Below are 18,514 nucleotides of genomic sequence, written 5' to 3' on the forward strand. Positions count from 1 at the left end.
CCCGGGAAGCCTCACCCGGGATTTGAAGATTGCAACTTGCACTCAGGAACGGCGTTGCACGAGCCGTGAGACGACGAGGAAACTCGCGGCGAGCACCACCACCGACGTGACCACCGCCAGCACCAGCGGACCGCCGACCGGTTCTTCGTCGGTCAGGGCGTGCAGCAGCGGGTGGACCAGCGGAATCTTCGCCAGCAGCACGACGACCAGGGTGATCACGGCGGCGAGCACCGTCCAGCCGATCCGGTGCACCAGCAGCCGCGAGCACGGCAGGGCGATCGCGATGCCCAGCAGCGCGCACGCGACGTGGGCGAGCAGCCCGACCCCCAGCGCGGCCGGCTGGATCTTGAGCGACTTGAGCGCCGACCACGCCTCGGTGATCACCGTCAGGACCAGCGAGCAGCCCAGCACGGTGAGGACGGCGCCGGTGATCACGCGCCGCCACTGCCGCGCGTGGCTCAAGGTGACCAGTCGCTGCACCGGGTCCTCGATGTCGAGCAGCGCGATCGTCAGCCAGCACGACACGACCAGCAGCCCGCCGGCGCTCACCCCGAACAACGGCAGCGGCGGGGAGTTCGGGTCGGCGTAGAGGATCACGCAGAGCGCGAGGTAGGCCAGCAACGCGGGCAGGTACCGCTGCGAATGTCCCAGCAGGGCCAGGTGATACCGCGTCAACGCGAGCACGGCGCGACCTCCCGGACCGACCAGCCGTCCTTCAGCGCGCGCAGCAGTACGGCGTCGACCGAACCGGCCTCGACGGTGAGCACGACCTGGGCTCCCTCGGCGACGGCGTGCCGCACGCCAGGCTCGTCCGCCCAGTCGGTGCCGTGCCCGCGCAGCACGACTCGCGTGGTCGGCTCGGAGTCTTCCGCGGTCAGCCGGCCGGCGGTCATCAGGTGCACGACGTCCGCGTGGTCGTGCACCACCTGCGGCCGGTGGTCGGTGAACACGACGCTCGCACCGCGCGCCCGCGTCTCGTCGACGAGCTCGCCGAGGATCGCGTGCGTGGCGACGTCGAGCCCGGACCACGGCTCGTCGAGGATCAGCAGGTCCGGCCGCACCAGCACGGCCTGCGCGAGCCCGACCTTCTGCGCGTTGCCCTTGGACAGCGTCCGCAGCGGTGCCGCCGGGCCGCCGACCAGCGCGAGCCGCTCGAGCAGCGGGTCGATCGCCGAGAGGTCGGTGAGCCCGCGGATGCGTCCCATGTGCCGCAGGTAGGCGCGCGCGCCCATGCGCTGGCCGGCCGGGAAGCGGTCCGGCAGGTAACCGATCCGCGGGCTTCCGCTGACGGTGCCGGTGGTGGCGTGCGAGACGCCGGCCATGATCCGCAGCAGCGTCGACTTGCCGGAGCCGTTGGTGCCGAGGATGCCCACGACCCGCCCGGGCTCGACGCTCAGGTCGACGTCGTGGAGGACGAAGTCCCCGCGCCCGTACCGCTTACCGACGCCCTCGAGCCGGATCACGCAACGGCGGCCTTCTGCAGCGCCTTCGTTGCCCGCTCCAGCTCGGCGACCCGCTTGGCGTCGACCGGGTGGCCGGCCGAAGCCATCCAGTTGGCCAGCATCCGGTGACCGCCCTCGGTGAGCACGGACTCGGGGTGGAACTGCACGCCTTCCAGCGGCAGCTCACGGTGGCGCATGCCCATCACGATGCCGGATTCGGTGCGGCCGGTGACCTCGAAGACGTCGTCCGGGATCGTCTCCGGGAGCACGGTCAAGGAGTGGTACCGGGTGGCCGTGAACTCCTCCGGCAAGCCCTTCAGGACGCCGACGCCGGAGTGGCGCACCTGGCTGGTCTTGCCGTGCAGCAGCTCGGGCGCGCGGTCGACGGTGGCGCCGTAGACGACGCCGAGCGCCTGGTGACCGAGGCAGACACCGAGCATCGGGGTCGACGTCTCCGCGCACTTGCGGATGACGTCCATGCTCTGACCAGCGCGTTCGGGGGTTCCGGGGCCGGGCGAGACGAGCACGGCGTCGAACTCCGGGACGCGGTCGAGGTCCACGACGTCGTTGCGCCAGACCGTGCAGTCGGCGCCGAGCTGGGCCAGGTACTGGACCAGGTTGTAAACGAAGCTGTCGTAGTTGTCGACGACCAAGACGCGCATGGCCGCGAGCTTACCGGCTCCCACTGACTGGACCGTACCGCAAATCACATTTTAGGTTAGGGCAACCTAACTTACGGTGGAGGGTGTGAGCCGATCCCTTCGCGTAGCCGTCGTGGGCGCTGGTCCCGCCGGCATCTACGCCGCCGACATCCTGGACAAGTCCGACGCCGACGTGACGATCGACCTCTTCGAGAGGATGCCCGCTCCCTTTGGCCTGATCCGCTACGGCGTCGCGCCCGACCACCCGCGCATCAAGGGCATCGTGACCGCGCTGCACAAGGTGCTGGACAAGCCGAACATCCGGCTGCTGGGCAACATCGACTACGGCACGGACATCAAGCTCGAAGAGCTGCAGGAGTTCTACGACGCGGTGATCTTCTCGACGGGCGCGTCCGCCGACCGCGCGCTCGACATCCCGGGCGTCGACCTCGAGGGCAGCCACGGCGCCGCCGACTTCGTCTCCTGGTACGACGGCCACCCGGACGTCCCGCGCACCTGGCCGCTCGAGGCGTCTTCGGTCGCGGTGCTGGGTGTCGGCAACGTGGCCCTGGACGTCGCGCGCATCCTCGCGAAGACGGCCGACGAGCTGCTGACCACGGACATCCCGGACAACGTCTACCAGGGCCTCAAGGCGAGCCCGGTGACGGACGTGCACGTGTTCGGCCGCCGTGGTCCGGCGCAGGCCAAGTTCACACCGCTGGAGCTGCGCGAGCTGGACCACTCGCCGAACGTCGAGGTCATCGTGTCCCCGGAGGACATCGAGTTCGACGAGGGCAGCATCGCCGCGCTGCGGGCGTCGAAGCAGATCGACATGGTCGTGAAAACGTTGCAGGAGTGGGCGATCCGCGACCCGGGAACGCGCCCGCGCCGGCTGCACCTGCACTTCTTCCACTCGCCGTCGGAGGTCCTGGGCGCCGACGGCCGCGTCACCGGCCTCCGCACGGAACGCACGGAGCTTACCGGCGACGGGAATGTGCGTGGCACGGGCGAGTTCCACGACTGGGACGTCCAGGCGGTGTACCGCGCGGTGGGCTACCTGTCGTCGCACCTGCCGGAACTCCCGTTCGACCACGTGAACGGCGTGGTCCCGAACCAGGCGGGCCGCGTGCTGGACCTGGACGAGAACCAGCTCCCGGGCGTGTACGTGACGGGCTGGATCAAGCGCGGCCCGATCGGCCTGATCGGCCACACCAAGGGCGACGCGGCGGAGACGATCGCCAGCCTGCTGACCGACGCGGACACGCTGACGGCCCCGAAGTACGACTCCCCGGACGCGATCCTCGACTTCCTGGCGGCGCGCGGAATCCCGTTCACGACCTGGGAAGGCTGGGGAAAGCTGGACGCCCACGAGAAGTCACTGGGCGAGGCCGGCGGCCGCGAGCGCATCAAGGTGGTGGAGCGCGAGGAGATGACCCGGGTCTCCCGCGCCTGAGTTTTCCCAACGCCGTGGCGGCCATTCCCGGGTAGCCCGGGATGGCCGCCACGGACCAGCCCCACGCGAAGTTCTTCCCCGGCCCAGCCCCCGCCCGTCCCTGGGGGGCGTCCCATGTCCAGCGTATCGGGACCTGGTCGCTCAAAAGGGTGACGCGGTGAATCTGTGGACAACTCGCCTGCTGTGGATGGTTTGTTTGCGCTTCAGCTCGCGCCGAGGTAGGCGAGTACCGCCAGCACCCGGCGGTTCGTGTCGTCCGAGGCCGTGATGGCCAGCTTGGCGAAGATGTTCGCCGTGTGCTTGCCGACCGCTCCTTCGCTGAAGTGCAGCCGAGCCGCGATCGCCGCGTTCGAACAGCCCTCCGCCATCAAGCCCAGGACCTCACGCTCGCGCGCGGTCAGGGCGGCCAGCGGGTCGGATGCGTTGCCCGCCACCAGTTTGGCGATCACCTCGGGGTCCATCACCGTGCCGCCCGCGGCCACTCGGCGGACCGCGTCGATGAACTGGTCCGCGTTGAACACGCGGTCCTTCAACAGGTAGCCGATCGCGCCGGTGCCGTCGGCCAGCAGTTCGCGCGCGTACAGCTGCTCGACGTGCTGGGACAGCACCAGGATCGGCAACGCGGGAATTTCGCGGCGGACGGCGAGGGCCACCTGGATGCCTTCGTCCGTGTTCGTCGGTGGCATCCGGACGTCCACAATGGACACATCCGGCCGATGAGAACGCAACGCCGACTCCAGTTCGGGGCCGGTGCCCACCGCGGCGACGATGTCGAAACCGTGGGCGGTCAGCAGGTGCGTCAGGCCGTCTCGGAGGAGGTATTGGTCTTCGGCGATGACGGCCTGGGGTCGCCCTCCTCGGGGGTTCCGGGTGGCGAAGCCCCCGGCCTGGGGCGAAGCCCCAGATGCAGCTGACACGGGACCTCCACCGTCGCGCTCGTCGGCCCGCCGATCGGGCTGGTCAGCGTCAACCTACCGTCGAAGCCGCCCAGCCGGCGCTCGATCCCGCGCAGGCCCGAGCCCCGCGCCGGGTCCGCGCCGCCCGGGCCGTCGTCGACCACTACCAGCGTCAGCAGGTCGTCGTCGAAGGAGACGGTGACGAACACGCGGCGCGAGCCGTGTTTTGCCGCGTTGCCCAGCAACTCCGACACCGCGAAGTACACACACGCCTCCACCGGTTCTTCGACGCGCCCGGGCAGCGAGCCGGTGACCTCCGCCTTCAGCGGGCTGTCCAGCGCGATCGCGCGCACCGCGTCGAGCAGCCCGCGTTCGGACAGCACCGGCGGGTGGATGCCGCGGATCAGCACCCGCAGTTCGGTCAGGGCCTCGGCCGACGCCGAGCGCAGCTCGGCCGCGAGCCTCTTCGCCGCCGCCGGATCGTGGTCCACCAACGCTTCGACCGCGCCGAGCTTCATCCCCATCGCGACCAGGCGCGACTGGATCCCGTCGTGCAGGTCGCGCTCGATCCGCCGCAGCTCCGCGGCCTGCGCGACCGTGACGTCCGTGCGCGTCTGCTTCAGCCGGTCGACCCGCTGGGCGAGCCGGGACGCCTCGGTCGGGCCCAGCAGCAGCCGCGCGAAGCGGACCGCCTGCTTCGCCAGGAACGTCGTCGGGACGAGCCCGAGGAGGAACGCGGCGAGCGCGATCGGGGTCAACGCGAGCGCGTCCGCGGTGTCCGACGGCTCCGGCAGGCCGACTATCGAGAACCACGGCCAGGTGACGTTCCACGTCGCCATGATCGGCCGCCAGATCCACAGGTCGATCAGGCCGAGGAAACCGCCGAACACCAGCACGGCCGTCGGCAGCGCCAGCAGCGCCGACACCGGCGGCAGCACGACGGCCGCCAGCACGTCGCGCCAGGTCGCCCGGTCGCGCATCACCCACCGCGTCCGCGAAAGCTGCACCGGCCACCACGGCTCTTCGTACAGTTGCTGGCCCACCTGGAAGAGGCCGTCGGGCCGCGGGGTCGGCAGCGGCGGCGCCGGCAGGTACGGGGTCGGGATCCGCACGCCCGTCCAGGTGCCGACCTCGCGGCGCAGGGTGTTCGCGATGGTCCGGCTCCACCGCACCACCGGCGCCGCCATCGGCGGGGCCACGAGCAGCAGGGCCACCGGCCACACCGCGAACGCCGTGAGCACCACCGAAAGCGCGAAGATCCCCAGCTGGTGCCCGAGCGATTCCAGCCGCTGGTGCACCCATCGCAACGCGCCGATCTTCACCACCGCGCCGGGCCGGCGGCCGAGCCACCAGCGCGTCCAGTGGCCGTAACCGCGCAGCGCCATCGGTCCGCCGAGCAGCGCGAAGACCGGCAGCAGCAACGTGACCAGCGGGTTCAGCAGCTGCCACATGAACTCGCGCTGCGCCGCCGGGTCCTCCATCACCCACGTGAGCCGCCGGCTCCAGCGGATCCAGAACGCGCGCTTGTAGAGCGTGTTGCCGTCGCGGTACCAGCCGTCGCGCTCCCGTTCGGGTTCCGGTGGCTCGGGCAGGTACGGCGGCTCGATTTCGACGCCGCACCAGCGCCCGGCCAGCACCCGGGCCGTCGCCGAGCGGTGCCGGGCCCATTCGATCGCGGGGCCGAGGAAGAAGACCAGGCCGAGGCACAGCAGCCCGAACGTGAGCAGCTCGAGCAGCACGTCGAGCCAGCTCAGCAAACCGAACGCGGCGAGCGCGAACGCCCGGCCGACCGCACGCACGTAGGTCATCGGCACCTCCTTCCCCGGTGATCCTCGCCGATCGGCCCGCGTCCGCGCACTGCCCGAAGGCCCCCGGCGAGGGTGGGCCCAGCTCTACCCCGGCGTCAGCAAAACCCTACTTGAGCTGGGGATTCAGGAGGATTCTCCGAGGGGCCGCGAGTTCGTAGTTTCGTAGCCATGCCACTCATCGAAGTCACCGACCTCCGCAAGCGCTACGGCAACCGGGTCGCGGTCGACGGCGTTTCGCTCTCCGTCGAACGCGGCGAAATCTTCGGCATCCTCGGCACGAACGGCGCCGGGAAGACCACCACGGTCGAATGCATCGAGGGCCTCCGCCAGGCCGACGCCGGCGAGCTGTCGGTGCTCGGCCTCAACCCGGCGACCGACCGGGCGGCGCTGACCCGCCGCGTCGGCGTCCAGCTGCAGGAGAGCCAGCTGCCGGCGAAACTGCGGGTGCGCGAAGCACTGGAGCTGTTCGCCTCCTTCTACCCCAACCCGGCCGACGTCGACGTCCTGCTCGAGCGGCTCGACCTGCGCGACCACGCCCGCAGTTACTTCGGCAAGCTCTCCGGCGGCCAGAAGCAGCGCGTGTCGATCGCGCTCGCCCTGGTCGGGAACCCGGAGCTGGCGATCCTCGACGAGCTGACCACCGGCCTCGACCCGCACGCCCGCCGCGACACCTGGAAGCTCGTCGAGGCCATCCGCGACGCCGGGGTCACGGTCCTGCTCGTCACGCACTTCATGGACGAGGCCGAGCGGCTCTGCGACCGCGTCGCGATCTTCGACGCCGGCCGCGTCGTCGCGACCGGCACCCCCGCCGAACTCCGCGCCACCGCCGGAGAATCCACTTTGGACGACGCGTTCGTCTCGCTCACGAGGAGTGCCCGGTGAACACGTTCGCCAAGATCACCGCCACCGAAACGAAACTCTTCCTGCGCACGCCGATGTGGGCGCTGTTCGGCCTCCTGCTGCCGCCCGCCCTGCTGCTCGGCATCGGCGCGATCCCCGGTATGTCGGAGCCGAGTGAAGTCACCGCCGGCTACCGGTTCATCGACCTGTGGGTGCCGTCGCTCATCGTCGTCAGCCTCGCGATGCTGGCGCTGCAGGCGATCCCGGGCGCCGTCGCGACCTACCGCGAGCAGGGTGTGCTGAGACGGCTGGCCACGACACCCGTCCACCCGGTGAACCTGCTGGGCGCGCAGCTGCTGATCCACGTCGCCGTCGCGCTGGCGGGCGTCGTGCTCGTGCTCGGGCTGGGCCACGCCGTCTACGACGTCCCGCTGCCTCGCCACCCGCTGACGTTCCTGGTGACGCTCCTGCTCGGCGCCGTCTCGGTGTTCGCGCTCGGCCTGATCGCGGCCGCGCTCGCCCGCACCGCGAAGAGCGCCGGCGGGCTCGCGATGATCGCGTTCTTCCCCATCATGTTCTTCGGCGGTGTCTACCTGCCGCGGCCGCTGCTGCCGGACGTCCTGCGCCGGATCGGCGACTACGTCCCGCCGGGCTCGCAGCCGCTGCAGGACGCCTGGGTCGGCAACGGCGTCCAGCCGCTGCAGCTGCTGGTGCTTGCGGCGTTCGCCGTAGCCGGGACGGCATTGGCCGCACGGCTCTTCCGCTGGGAGTGACCGGGTCTTCCGCCATATTGGTGATGATCATCGTTTTCTCTTGTGGCCGGGCCACCCGGCCGGTAGCCAAGAGGGTGGCCCTGCTCAAACTGGAGGTTCGATGTCCCTGGACGTGTCACCCGCGCTGCTGGAGAAGGCCGAGCGCGGGGAGGTCTCCGACGCCGAATTCGTCACGTGCGTCAAGGAATCCCTGCCCTACGCCTGGGAAGTCATCACCGGCGTCATCGCCGACGCCGAGGGCGCCGCGGACGGCTTCGCCGACAACGAGACGCCGCCGCCGAGCGAAGCCGCTCGAGGACAGCTGCTGCGGGCGCTGGCCTCGGACGCGATCCGCGGCGGGCTGGAGCGGCACTTCGGCGTCAAGCTGGCGTTCCAGAACTGCCACCGGGTCGCCGTGTTCAAGAACTCCGAGCTCGACGGCGACCGCTACCGCGCGTTCGTCTCGCCGCGCGGGCAGCTGCTCAACCAGAGCCCGGAGCTGCGGGACTGCTAGCCCGCAGCGCGGGCAGCACCTCGGTGCCGATCCGCGCGATGTTCGCGTAAGTCCCCTCCGGCGTACCGGACGCCTCCACGAGCATCAGCACGTGGGAGACGCCGGTGCGCCGGAGGCTCGTTTCCAGCGTCCGCACGCAGTGCCCGGCGTCGCCGACCGGGTGAATCGCGCACAGCCGTTCGGTGTACTCCCCCGGATCCCGCGCGGGCCCCGGCCGTCCGTCGACCGTGACGTGCGCGCCGAGCCCGTCGCGCAGCCAAGCAGGCAGCGCTTTGCGGACGACGTCGACGTCGTCCACCTGGCACAACACCGTGGACACGTGACCGGCGGCCGATCCGTAGGCCTCGACGGTCGCCGCCTTCTCCGCGTCGTCGGCGTGCAGGCCCAGCAGCATCGGCAACCCGCGCCGGGCGGCCACGCGCACCGCGTCCGACTTCGGGCCACCGACCGCCACCACGACGTCCGGCCGCCGTTCCGGCGACGGCACCACCGGCACCTCCCGGAAGCCGAAGTGCCGTCCGGCTGCGCTCACCCGGCCCGTCGTGGCGCGCAGGAAGACGTCGAGGCTCTCTTCGAAGCCGGTCTCGTAGCGGTCCAGGCCGGTGCCGAACACCTCGAGGTCCTGCCACGGGCCGCCGCGCCCGACGCCGAGCCGCAGGCGCCCGCCGGAGACGGCGTCGAGCATCGACCACTGCTCCGCGAGCGCCACCGGGTGCGTCGTCGACAGCACGCTGACCGCGGTCCCGACGCCGATCCGCGACGTCCGGCCGAGCACGTGCGCGGCGAGCGTGATCGCCGACGGGCACACGCCGTAGGGCATGAAGTGGTGCTCGGCGAACCAGACGTCGTCGAAGCCGGCTTCTTCGGCCAGCTCGGCGGCGCGGACCGACCGGCGCAGGACGTCGCCGTCGGCCTGGCCGGGAAATCGCCCGCTGACCAGGAAGATCCCGAACCTCACAGAGCCAGCTCGTTCCCCAGGTACCGCACGAACAGCTCGTTGTGCAGCACCCGCGGCGAATGGCGCGTCCGGACGAGCGCGATCGCTTCCGTCACCCCGAGCCCCAGCTCGACGAGCGTCCGCGCGACGACCAGGCCGGACCGGTTGTACCCGGCGTGGCAGCGCACGAGCGTCTTGCGGCCCCCGCGCACGGCCGCGGCGGCGAGCACGGCCAACCGCGCGACCTGCTCGAGCTGCTCCGGGGACAGCGGTCCGTCCGGGATCGGGACGCAGTGGTGCTCGACGCCGTCCGGCGGCCCGTGCCCTTCGCGGCGGTAAAGGCTGATCACGACATCGAACTCGCGCGCGACGACCACCGGCACCTCACCCGTCGCGTCGAACCGGGTGTGCCCGCCGATCCAGAGGCACGGCCGGACCTCGCTCCAGACCGGGTCGTCCACGTACCAGCTCAGTTGACCGCGACCTCGTTGAACCACAGGCGCGGCTCCAGCCACGGGAACACGATGAACATCAGCAGGGCGACCACGCCGAGCGCGAGGACGACGGACAGTGTCAGCTTCGCCGCGAACGGGCCCGGCAGTTTCCGCCAGATCCAGCCGTACATCAGGCTTCCCCGATCTTCGAGAGCAGGTCGCCGTAGTCCTTGACCTGGTTCTTCGGCACCTGCTGGGTGAGCACCGAGGTGATGATGAGCCGCTGCTGGGCGGAGAACTGCGGGTGGCACGTCGTGAGCGTGAGCAGCGCGGCCTGCTGGGCCTTCGGCAGCGTGTCGGCGCCCTTGTACGGGACCGGGTTCACCGCGGTGCCCTGGCTGGGCAGCACGACCTTGCGGCCGAACGTCTCGCTGTACGCGCCGCCGTCCTCGCTGTTCGTGTCACGCAGGGTCGAGACGCCCTTGCACCTGGGGTCGGCACCCTTGCCGCCGGCCCAGTCCTTCATCTCGTCGTCGTACGGGAGGACCTTGTAGATGTAGAAGTCGGTCGAGGTTTCGATCACGATCTGGTCACAAGATGAGAGGTTGTCCAGATCGTTGAACGGGGCGCCCTTGCCGACGCGGTGGCCGGCGACGGCGAAGTTGCCGGGCTCGCCGGGCAGCGACGTGCCCTTGTAGTGGCCGGGACCGACCTCCAGGGCGGCGTCGTCGGTGCCCTCCTGGATGGTGAAGTTGTAGTCGACGCCGAACGTCGGGATGTGGATCCGGGCGAACGCCTTGCCGTCGACCAGCTCGGGGTGCAGCGTGCGGTCGTGCGCCCACTCGCCGTCGAGCTGGTCGCTCGCCTCGGACTGCTTGCCCGCCGAGAACAGGTCGGTCACGTAGAGCTCGTAGACCATGAACAGCAGCACGACCAGGCCGAGCGTGATGAGGATTTCGCCGGCCGTCCGGATCGCCACGCCACCCTTGCCCAGCGGGGCCGGGGCGGGTTTCTCCTTGGTCGCGGTGCCGCCCTTGCCGACGGGGGCGAACACCACGGTCTCCTCGGCCGAGCCGGGCGGCGGGGCCGGGCTGGTGTAGCGCCGGGGAGGTGGACCCTGCGGACGACGCGGCGGCTGCCCCTGGGCCCGTCCCGGCGGCACCTGGCCGCCAGGGGGCGTCACGGGCGCCCGGCGCTGGGGCGCGGGCCGCTGTCCGGGTTGTCTGCGCCGGTCGTCATCCGGTCCTTCGCGCGTAGCCACGCAAGCTCCTCTCAAGCCGCGTCGAACCCTGGGTGACGCCGTTGTCACGGTCCGGGAAATCCGACCACTCCTGGCCGCTGCTTTCCTGCGGTCATTTACGTTAACGTGTGCACGTGGCGCCGGTTGCGCACCCTCAGCGGGACAGCGCCACCTGACGAGCCCGAAGAGCACCGCGAGGAATCACACGATGCCCAAGTCCAAGGTCCGCAAGAAGACCGCTTACACCCCGCCTGCCGACCGGCGTACGCCGGTGAAGGTGCGGGCCGCAGGCCCCACTGGCCTCGCCTGGAAGATCCCGATGTTCGGGTTCATGGTCCTGGGCTTGGTGTGGCTGCTCGTGAACTATATCGCCGGGGACAAGATCTCCTGGATGGCCGACCTGGGCAACTGGAACTTCGCCGGCGGGTTCGCGCTGATGATCGCGGGTCTGCTCATGACGATGCGCTGGCGCTGATTATTACTCCAAATGGCGGCTTGACGTCGAATTACACCGGTGTGACTCATCCCCAGTGTGGATAACCCCTGTGGATAACTACCCCACCTCGTGGGCACCGCGCCGGGCCCTTGTGGTATCGGCCTGGGCCCTCACGGCGTTGCTGGTGCTCGGCGTGGTCGTCGACGCGCTGACCGGCGACCGCGGCGGGCTGGTGCTGTTCGCACTGGCCGCCGTGGCGATCGGCGCGTTCTCGGCGCACGCCACGATCGTCCGGCCCCGGCTGGCCGCCGGGGCCGAGGGCCTGCTGACGCGGACGCTCGGCGGCACGCGGCAGCTGCCCTGGGGCGAGACCCGCACCCGGCTGCGCACCACGCGACGGCTGGGCCGCGACGGCGTCACCCTCGAGATCGAGCACGACGACCAGCTGTACGTCTTCGGGTGGCTGGAGCTCGGCGAGGACCCACGGGACGTCCTGGACGTCCTCAGCACGCTGCGCGCGCGAAGCTAGGTGCAGTTGTAGAGCTGGACCCCGCGGTACGGGACGAGGCCGCAGGTCTGGGCCGCGAACTGGCTGTCCTTCCAGACCAGCAGGCCGACGATCGCGACGACGATGATCACGAGCCCGATGGCCTGCCAGCGCGCCTGGTTGACCTCCGGCGCGTAGAGCAGCGCGACGGTGACCAGCGCCCCGGTCACCAAGCCGCCGACGTGCGCGTAGATCGAGATGCCCGGGATGCCGAAGGTGATGAAGGCGTTCAGGGCGAGCGTGATGAGCAGGCCGGTCGGGTTCAGCCGCAGCTTCAGCACGATCACCGCGTAGGCGCCCATCAGGCCGAACAGCGCGCCGGACGCGCCGGCGGTCGACTTCTGGGGGTCGTCGAACAGCAGCACGGCCGCCGACGCGCCGAGCATCGAGATGAAGTAGAGCGCCAGGTACCGGCCGCGGCCGGTGATCTGCTCCAGGGACCGGCCCATCATCCACAGCGAGAACATGTTGACCGCGACGTGGATCGGGCCGAAGTGCAGGAAACCGCTGGTCAGGACCCGCCACCACTCGCCGCCGCCGAGGGTCGCGCTGCCGTACAGCTCGCCGTACTGGAAAGCGTTCGAGAAGTCGTTGTCCGAGAGGCTCTTCGCCTGGAACGCCGTGAAGAGGAAGACCAGGACGTTCACCGCGAGGATGACCTGGGTGACGAGCACCGACTGGGACAGCCGCGCGCCGAAGACGGTGCGCTGGCCGAAGCCGGCGTCCTGGTAGCTGCGTTGCTGACGGCGCTGCTGCTGGCTGCCGGCCTGCACGCAGTCGGTGCACTGGAAGCCGACGGGAGCTTCCCGGAGGCAGTCCGGGCACGCCGGACGCCCGCACCGGGAACAGCTCAGCCCGGTCGGGCGGTTCGGGTGCCACCAGCACCCGGGGAGGGCGGCCTGGGGTTGCGCGGCGGGGTTCGGCGGTTGGCTCACGATAGGAACCAACCTACCGAAACTCCCGGCCGGTCAGCCCGCGTGGTCGATGGTGACCTTCTCGATGACGACGTCGGACAGCGGACGGTCCGCGGGCCCGGTCGACGTACGGCCGATGGCGTCGACGACGGAGCGCGACTCCTGGTCGGCCACCTCGCCGAAGATCGTGTGCTTGAAGTTCAGGTGGGTGGTCGGAGCCACGGTGATGAAGAACTGCGAGCCGTTCGTGCTCGGCCCGGCGTTCGCCATGGCCAGCAGGTACGGCTTGCTGAACTGCAGCTCCGGGTGGAACTCGTCGCCGAACTTGTAGCCCGGGCCGCCGCGACCGGTACCGGTCGGGTCGCCGCCCTGCAGCATGAAGCCGTCGATGACGCGGTGGAAGATCGAACCGTCGTAGAACGGCCCGGAGTTCGTGCCCGCCGCGTTCGGCTGGGTGTACTCCTTGGTGCCCTCCGCGAGACCGACGAAGTTCGCGACCGTCTTCGGCGCGTGGTCGGGGAACAGGTTCAGGTTGATGTCACCCTGGTTGGTGTGCAGCGTCGCTTTCACGCTTTCATCGTGCCATCTGCGGCGGGCGGCGGGGAAAAGGGGCACGATAGGTTACGGGCAACAGAGCAGTGTCAAAACGATTGATGAGGTGAAGGCCATGTCCCGGGCGACAGCCCAGGCCGTCGATGCCGCCGACAAGCTTGTCTCCGAGGGAGCCAAGACCGGCCGCCGCGTGCAGAAGCAGCTCGCGAAGAAGACGGAACTGACCCGCAAGGAGCTCAAGAAGAGCTCGAAGGCCGCCCGCAAGGAGGCCCTCGCCCGGCTCTCCGAGCTGCGCAAGCCTGGTCGCAAGGCGAAGAAGGCCGCCATCAAGGCCGCGAAGGCGGCCGGCGAGTCGAAGCGTCGCGGCAAGAAGGACTTCAAGTCCGCGAAGAAGGACTTCGCCGCTGCTGTCGTCGAGGCGAAGGCTGCTGCCAAGGGCACCCGCAGCCGTCGTCGCTGGCCGTGGCTGCTCGGGCTGGTCGTGGTCGGCGCGGGCGCCGCCTACGTGCTGCGCTCGAAGCAGGAGCCGCCGGTCGCCCCGGCGCCGCCGAAGGCCACCCCGCCCGCTCCGCCGAAGCCGGCCGAAGCGGCGAAGCCCGCCGCGGCTCCCGCGCCGAAGCCGAGCCCGCAGGCGAACGGCAAGTCGCCGTCCTCGGCGCCTGCCGAAAAGAAGAACTGAAGACGACGCGAAGAGGCCCCCGGGGTGCACCGGGGGCCTCTTCAGTCGTGCTCAGGTGGTGATCAGACCGCGGCGGCGTGCTTGTCGACCAGCTGGCCGAGACGCGGCAGCGCCTCCTCGACGTTCTTCTTGCCGTTCGGGCGCAGCTTGCCGTAGACCTTCTTGATGCTGTCGCGGCTGCTGCGCTCGGCGCGCGAGTCGGTGACGCTCAGCAGCGCGTCGGAAGCCTCGTCCGAGCGGCTGGTCAGGTAGGCGCCGAAGTCGCTGCCGCCCTGGGCGCGGTAGTCGCCGTAGAACGGCTCGAGCGCGCCGACGAAGTCGGGCAGCAGCGTGTCGACGGCCGAGGGGATGATGCCCGGCTTGATCTTCTTGACCGCGGCGAAGCCGGTCTTGACGACGGCACCCGAAACGCCGCCCTTGTCCGAGACCTCAGCGTCCACGAGGCCTTCGAAGTCGCTCACGACAGCCGGGCGACGGCTGGAGTCGAGCAGGATGTCCTTGAGGGTGTCAGCCACGAATCTTGTCCTTTGTCGTTGCAGAGTTGGTGCCCCGCCCCGGGGTGGGGATTCCCCGGCGGCTGCGGTGCGCGAGTCCACGAAGCCTGCGCGTGACGCACAGGGTAATACAAGATCAACTTCACTCACCCGTGTGGCTACGACTACCTAGAGCTTCAGGGCGGTGATGGCCTTCCTGACCACGGAGCGTGCCTTCACGCTCTGCTTCTGGTTCGTCGTCGCGACCACCGCCGCAGCCCCCTTCGAGACCGCGTAGACGGCGCCGTCGTCGGTGGACTGGTAGCCACCCTTCCAGCCGGTCGGGTCAGATGCCGGGTTGGACGTCTCGACCGGGGCCACCTTGTTGACCAGCGCCGTTGCCACCGCGGCGTCTCCGACGTACACCCGGACGGTCAGCTGGATCTTGCCGTCCGGGCGGTAGAAGAAACACGCCGGATGGGGCTGGTCGGCGGACACGCGTACCTTCGAAACGTGCTGACCGTTCGCGTCGGCCACGAACTGGCTGTCGAGGTACGGGCAGTCTTCGGTGTCCCCGGGCTGGGGGTCCGGCGGGAGCTCGGTGCCCGCGGCCGCGCCGGCGGACTTGGACGGCGGACTGGGAGTCGCGGTCCCGGACACGATGGTGGCGCTGCAGCCGGCCAGCAGGGCCACGGCTGGCGCAAGAAGTACGAGTCGTCGTCGCATAGCGTGCTCAGTCAACCATGTCCAGTCACACGAGCGAGTGCGGTCGATAGTTCAAGTACCACACCGTATTTGACCAATCACACATTGTGTTCCCTGGTGGATTAGGGTCACCTAACCTGGCGGTCACGTTTCTTTCCGACAGCCAGCCTGGGAGACGACGAAATGATGGTGTTCGACAAGGGCCGCGATCACGTGATGGCCCTCTTCCGCATTGTGTTCGGTTTCCTGTTCCTCTGCCACGGCGCTTCGCGGCTTTTCGGCCTTTTCGGGGCCCGTGCGGCAGAATTCGGCGCCTGGCCGTCCTGGTGGGCGTCGCTGATCCAGGTCGTCGGCGGCGTGCTGGTGACGATCGGCGTCGCCACCCGGCCCGCCGCGGTGCTCTGCTCCGGTTCGATGGCGTTCGCCTACTTCACCGTGCACCAGGGCGGCGGTCTCCTGCCCATCGAGAACGGCGGTGAGGCGGCCGCGCTCTTCTGCTGGGGCTTCCTGCTCATCGCGTTCGCCGACCGGGGCCGCTGGTCGGTCGCGGGCGTGTTCCGCCGGGCCCCCGCCCAGGTGGAAACCGCTGCTTGACGGGCCGACCGGCCGACATCGGCACCGCCCGGCGTGGGAGCATGGCCGGGCGGTGTCCGTCTTCGGCGTGGGAGGTCCCCCGGCGTGCTCACTTCCGAGCAGTACCTCGGTGCGGTGGCCGAGCGCATCCAGCGCTCCGGTGGCCGGCTGAACTCCGTGCAGTTCGGGCCCGCGGTCGCCGTGGTCGGGCTGTTCACCGAGTCGGTGATGCTCACGACGATGAACTACTGCGTGGTCGCCTGCGCCATCCCGGAGGTCAACGCCGCCGCGCTGTACGACTTCACCAGCCGCGCCACGCAGCACGCCCGCGCGAACGTGCTGGGGACCGTCGGCTGGACGGCGGGGTCGGTCGTCATCGCCGGGCTCGTCGGCCAGCGGGTGTACCCGGACGCCGCGCAGGCCGCGACGGCGAAGTCGGGCAACCAGTTCGGCGGTGAGACGCGGATGGTCGCCGTCGACCTCTCGGCCGGGCAGACGTACGCGTTCGTCGGCACGAAGCTCTGGGGCGCCGCCGTGCAGGGTTCGGTCAACGCGAAGCTGTTGTACTGCTTCCCGCAGCCCGCCGAGGTGTACCAGCAGGTGCAGTGGCAGCAACAACAGCAGCAGCAGCAACAGCTCCCGCCGGCCCAGCAGCCGCCGCCGGGTTGGCAGCAGCAGCAGCCGTACCAACCGCCCCAGGGCCAGCCTCCGTACGGTTACTGACATGGTCGCGTTGCGTGGATGGCCCTCGTTCCCCGAAGAACTGCCCGGGTTCACCCCGGAGACGGCACCGCCGGAGCCGCGGGAACTGTTCCTGGAGTGGCTGGCCGAAGCCGGTGAGCACGTACTGGCGCCGCACGCCGTCACACTGTCCACTGTGGACGCCGATGGCGCGCCGGACGCGCGGGTGGTGATCCTCAAGGACGTCGGGCCCGGCGGCTGGGCGGTCGCCACCAGCTCGGAAAGCCCGAAAGGCCTGCAGCTACGCAAGGATCCGCGCGCCGCGCTGACGTTCTTCTGGCCCGGCCGCGGCCGCCAGGTCCGGCTGCGCGGGCCGGTCTCCCCCGCCGCGCCCGAGGTGTCCGCCGAAGACTTCCTGGCGCGGCCGCCCGCGTCGCGCGTCGAGGCGTTCATCGGGCACCAGTCCCAGGTGCTGCACGACCCGGCCGAACTCGACACCGCCGCCGCGGAAGCCGCGCGTTGGGTCGAAGAAAACCCCGGCGTCGCCCCGGAAACCTGGACGCGGTACCTGGTGGACCCGGACGAGGTCGAGTTCTGGCAGGCCAGCCACGACCGCCGGCACGTGCGGCTGCGGTACCGGAAGGCCGACGGCGAGTGGGTCCGCGAGCGGCTCTGGCCTTGACGCACCGGGGGCGGCGCGGGTAGGCAGGAAATCCGACAAAACGGAGGCCCTGATGCGCCGAACCGTCGTACTCGCCCTCACCGCCACCCTCTCCGCCGGACTGCTGTCCGCCGCTTCCGCCGGTGAGCTGTCCCCGTCCCAACGGCCTGCCGTCTTCGAGACGGTGTTCGCTTCACCGCTCGGCCTGGAAGGCCTGACCACCGACGGCCGCGGGAACCTCTACTCACCGGCGCGCGGCGCCGATCCCTGCCCGGTCTACCGCGTCGCGGCCACCGGCGGCCCGGCCGCGGTCGTCGGCACGATCCCCGCGCCGTGCAGCCCGGCCGGGCTGACCTTCGACCGCCGCGGCCGGCTGTACGTCGCGAACGCCGACACCGTGGTGTCGTTCGTGCCGGACGCGGCGAACCCGCCGGCCGCGACGGTGTTCACCCGCGGCGTCCCCGGCGCGAACGGCCTGGCCTTCGATCGCGCCGGCGCACTGTGGATCTCCGACGGCGGCACCGGCCAGGGCCGCGTGTGGCGGGCGGGCACCGACGGCGTCGCCGCCGAGATGTTCCGCGTGCAGCCGCTGGTCAGCGACGTCAACGTGGTGAACGGCGTCGGCGGCGTGGGCCGGGACGTGCGCGGGCTGCCGCCGGGCTCGGTGACCATCACCCCGAACGGCCGGACCGCCGCGGACACCGCCGGCTCGCAGCACATCGTCGCGAACGGCCTGGCGTTCACCGAAGACGGCACGCTCGTTGTCGCCGACACCGCGCGCGGCGCGCTCTGGCGCGTCCCGATGGGCCGCGACGGCCGGCCGCGCGCGTCGACCGGCTGCGACGCCGCGTTCCCGGCGAACACCCTGTGCCTGGACGACGTCGAGGTCCAGCACCCGTACCTCGAAGGCGCCGACGGGATCGTCCTCGACCGCGCGGGCAACGTCTGGACGGCGGCGAACGAGCGCAACGCGATCGTGCTGGCCCGGCGCGACGGCCGCGTCGTCGAGTACTTCCGCAACCCGGCCGACGCGACGACGAAACTGCGCAACGGCGGGCCGCTCGAGTTCCCGACCAGCCCGGTCCTGCTCCCGGACGGCCGCCTGTGCGTTACGCAGTCCGACGGCAGCCGCCGGGACAACTTCCCCAACTCGGCGGGCGAAGCCGGCCCGGGAAAGCCGGCTCTGGCGAAGATCTCCTGCGTCAAGCGCTGAGCGCGGCCAGGCGCGGCGCCTTCCCGGCCTCGCCGAGGTTCCGCGGCGGCGAGCTCTCCTTCGGCCGCCGACGCGCCTCGCAGCGCGCCGTCGAGGCCCTGCTGATGACCGACACCCGGCAAG

The 18,514-nt window shown here is 70.5% G+C and carries 24 protein-coding genes; 11 read left to right on the top strand and 13 right to left on the bottom strand.

What is annotated here, in order from left to right:
• Positions 1-42 precede the first annotated feature (42 nt).
• From ACIOD2_RS21050 to ACIOD2_RS21060, 3 genes are read right to left on the bottom strand one after another with little or no spacing between them, the layout of a single operon-like run.
• Positions 43-684, bottom strand: a complete 642-nt coding sequence (locus ACIOD2_RS21050) for a hypothetical protein (RefSeq protein WP_400540248.1) — start codon at positions 682-684, stop codon at positions 43-45.
• Complete coding sequence (locus ACIOD2_RS21055) at positions 672-1,463, bottom strand: ABC transporter ATP-binding protein (protein ID WP_400540250.1); 792 nt, start codon at positions 1,461-1,463, stop codon at positions 672-674. The genes ACIOD2_RS21050 and ACIOD2_RS21055 overlap by 13 nt, the downstream gene beginning before the upstream one ends.
• A complete protein-coding gene (locus ACIOD2_RS21060) occupies positions 1,460-2,104 on the bottom strand; it encodes an aminodeoxychorismate/anthranilate synthase component II (RefSeq protein ID WP_400540252.1) in 645 nt (214 codons plus the stop codon). Before ACIOD2_RS21060 ends, ACIOD2_RS21055 begins: the two co-directional genes overlap by 4 nt.
• A gap of 112 nt (positions 2,105-2,216) precedes the next feature.
• On the opposite strand from ACIOD2_RS21060, the gene ACIOD2_RS21065 reads away from it, so the two are divergent.
• Positions 2,217-3,536 (top strand): FAD-dependent oxidoreductase, encoded by a 1,320-nt coding sequence (locus ACIOD2_RS21065; protein WP_400540254.1) that lies wholly within the window; start codon positions 2,217-2,219, stop codon positions 3,534-3,536.
• 203 nt (positions 3,537-3,739) lie between these two features.
• On the opposite strand, the gene ACIOD2_RS21070 is transcribed toward ACIOD2_RS21065, so the two are convergent.
• Together ACIOD2_RS21070 and ACIOD2_RS21075 are read right to left on the bottom strand one after the other, a co-directional pair.
• Positions 3,740-4,339: a LuxR C-terminal-related transcriptional regulator gene (locus ACIOD2_RS21070; protein WP_400540445.1), complete on the bottom strand. Its 600-nt coding sequence runs from the start codon at positions 4,337-4,339 to the stop codon at positions 3,740-3,742.
• Entirely contained in the window at positions 4,336-6,240 is a 1,905-nt protein-coding gene (locus ACIOD2_RS21075; protein ID WP_400540256.1) for a histidine kinase, read from the bottom strand. Before ACIOD2_RS21075 ends, ACIOD2_RS21070 begins: the two co-directional genes overlap by 4 nt.
• Positions 6,241-6,408: 168 nt before the next feature.
• On the opposite strand from ACIOD2_RS21075, the gene ACIOD2_RS21080 reads away from it, so the two are divergent.
• The 3 genes from ACIOD2_RS21080 to ACIOD2_RS21090 all read left to right on the top strand — a co-directional run bounded on the left by ACIOD2_RS21080 (position 6,409) and on the right by ACIOD2_RS21090 (position 8,346).
• Complete coding sequence (locus ACIOD2_RS21080; protein ID WP_400540258.1) at positions 6,409-7,122, top strand: ABC transporter ATP-binding protein; 714 nt, start codon at positions 6,409-6,411, stop codon at positions 7,120-7,122.
• Positions 7,119-7,853 (top strand): ABC transporter permease, encoded by a 735-nt coding sequence (locus ACIOD2_RS21085; RefSeq protein WP_400540260.1) that lies wholly within the window; start codon positions 7,119-7,121, stop codon positions 7,851-7,853. Before ACIOD2_RS21080 ends, ACIOD2_RS21085 begins: the two co-directional genes overlap by 4 nt.
• A gap of 100 nt (positions 7,854-7,953) precedes the next feature.
• Positions 7,954-8,346: an SCO5389 family protein gene (locus ACIOD2_RS21090; protein WP_323325327.1), complete on the top strand. Its 393-nt coding sequence runs from the start codon at positions 7,954-7,956 to the stop codon at positions 8,344-8,346.
• On the opposite strand, the gene ACIOD2_RS21095 is transcribed toward ACIOD2_RS21090, so the two are convergent.
• The 4 genes from ACIOD2_RS21095 to ACIOD2_RS21110 are packed head-to-tail and all read right to left on the bottom strand — an operon-like array spanning position 8,315 to position 10,978.
• Positions 8,315-9,304, bottom strand: a complete 990-nt coding sequence (locus ACIOD2_RS21095) for an LLM class flavin-dependent oxidoreductase (RefSeq protein ID WP_400540262.1) — start codon at positions 9,302-9,304, stop codon at positions 8,315-8,317. The genes ACIOD2_RS21090 and ACIOD2_RS21095 overlap by 32 nt on opposite strands.
• Entirely contained in the window at positions 9,301-9,744 is a 444-nt protein-coding gene (locus ACIOD2_RS21100; protein ID WP_400540264.1) for a protein phosphatase, read from the bottom strand. The genes ACIOD2_RS21095 and ACIOD2_RS21100 overlap by 4 nt, the downstream gene beginning before the upstream one ends.
• Before the next feature lie 8 nt (positions 9,745-9,752).
• Entirely contained in the window at positions 9,753-9,908 is a 156-nt protein-coding gene (locus tag ACIOD2_RS21105; protein ID WP_400540266.1) for a hypothetical protein, read from the bottom strand.
• Entirely contained in the window at positions 9,908-10,978 is a 1,071-nt protein-coding gene (locus tag ACIOD2_RS21110) for a class E sortase (RefSeq protein WP_400540268.1), read from the bottom strand. Before ACIOD2_RS21110 ends, ACIOD2_RS21105 begins: the two co-directional genes overlap by 1 nt.
• A gap of 187 nt (positions 10,979-11,165) precedes the next feature.
• Between ACIOD2_RS21110 and crgA the strand changes: the two genes are divergently transcribed.
• Positions 11,166-11,432 (top strand): cell division protein CrgA, encoded by a 267-nt coding sequence (gene crgA, locus ACIOD2_RS21115; RefSeq protein WP_020642616.1) that lies wholly within the window; start codon positions 11,166-11,168, stop codon positions 11,430-11,432.
• Positions 11,433-11,544: 112 nt separating this feature from the next.
• The gene (locus tag ACIOD2_RS21120) at positions 11,545-11,922 is read left to right on the top strand and encodes a PH domain-containing protein (protein ID WP_400540447.1); all 378 of its coding nucleotides are present in this window, start codon (positions 11,545-11,547) and stop codon (positions 11,920-11,922) included.
• On the opposite strand, the gene ACIOD2_RS21125 is transcribed toward ACIOD2_RS21120, so the two are convergent.
• Complete coding sequence (locus tag ACIOD2_RS21125) at positions 11,919-12,875, bottom strand: rhomboid family intramembrane serine protease (protein ID WP_400540271.1); 957 nt, start codon at positions 12,873-12,875, stop codon at positions 11,919-11,921. The genes ACIOD2_RS21120 and ACIOD2_RS21125 overlap by 4 nt on opposite strands.
• Before the next feature lie 33 nt (positions 12,876-12,908).
• Positions 12,909-13,424, bottom strand: a complete 516-nt coding sequence (locus tag ACIOD2_RS21130; protein ID WP_400540273.1) for a peptidylprolyl isomerase — start codon at positions 13,422-13,424, stop codon at positions 12,909-12,911.
• Positions 13,425-13,521: 97 nt separating this feature from the next.
• Between ACIOD2_RS21130 and ACIOD2_RS21135 the strand changes: the two genes are divergently transcribed.
• Entirely contained in the window at positions 13,522-14,085 is a 564-nt protein-coding gene (locus tag ACIOD2_RS21135; protein WP_400540275.1) for a hypothetical protein, read from the top strand.
• A gap of 62 nt (positions 14,086-14,147) precedes the next feature.
• Here the strand turns inward: ACIOD2_RS21135 and ACIOD2_RS21140 are convergent, their stop codons facing one another.
• Both ACIOD2_RS21140 and ACIOD2_RS21145 read right to left on the bottom strand, forming a co-directional pair.
• Positions 14,148-14,600, bottom strand: a complete 453-nt coding sequence (locus ACIOD2_RS21140) for a DUF6918 family protein (RefSeq protein ID WP_400540277.1) — start codon at positions 14,598-14,600, stop codon at positions 14,148-14,150.
• A gap of 147 nt (positions 14,601-14,747) precedes the next feature.
• Positions 14,748-15,284, bottom strand: coding sequence for a DUF2020 domain-containing protein (locus tag ACIOD2_RS21145; protein ID WP_400540279.1), 537 nt, complete (start codon positions 15,282-15,284; stop codon positions 14,748-14,750).
• Between the two features lie 162 nt (positions 15,285-15,446).
• Here ACIOD2_RS21145 and ACIOD2_RS21150 point away from each other — a divergent pair, with 162 nt between their 5' ends.
• From ACIOD2_RS21150 to ACIOD2_RS21165, 4 genes are all read left to right on the top strand, one after another.
• Positions 15,447-15,857 carry a DoxX family protein gene (locus ACIOD2_RS21150; RefSeq protein ID WP_400540281.1) on the top strand — a complete coding sequence of 137 codons (411 nt, stop codon included), beginning with the start codon at positions 15,447-15,449 and terminating at the stop codon, positions 15,855-15,857.
• Between the two features lie 84 nt (positions 15,858-15,941).
• Positions 15,942-16,559 (top strand): hypothetical protein, encoded by a 618-nt coding sequence (locus ACIOD2_RS21155; protein ID WP_400540283.1) that lies wholly within the window; start codon positions 15,942-15,944, stop codon positions 16,557-16,559.
• Between the two features lies 1 nt (position 16,560).
• Positions 16,561-17,199, top strand: coding sequence for a pyridoxal 5'-phosphate synthase (locus ACIOD2_RS21160; RefSeq protein ID WP_400540285.1), 639 nt, complete (start codon positions 16,561-16,563; stop codon positions 17,197-17,199).
• Between the two features lie 52 nt (positions 17,200-17,251).
• A complete protein-coding gene (locus ACIOD2_RS21165; protein WP_400540286.1) occupies positions 17,252-18,391 on the top strand; it encodes an SMP-30/gluconolactonase/LRE family protein in 1,140 nt (379 codons plus the stop codon).
• The last annotated feature ends 123 nt before the right edge of the window (positions 18,392-18,514 follow it).

This window comes from Amycolatopsis sp. NPDC088138 (genome assembly GCF_044741685.1).
GTDB lineage: Bacteria > Actinomycetota > Actinomycetes > Mycobacteriales > Pseudonocardiaceae > Amycolatopsis.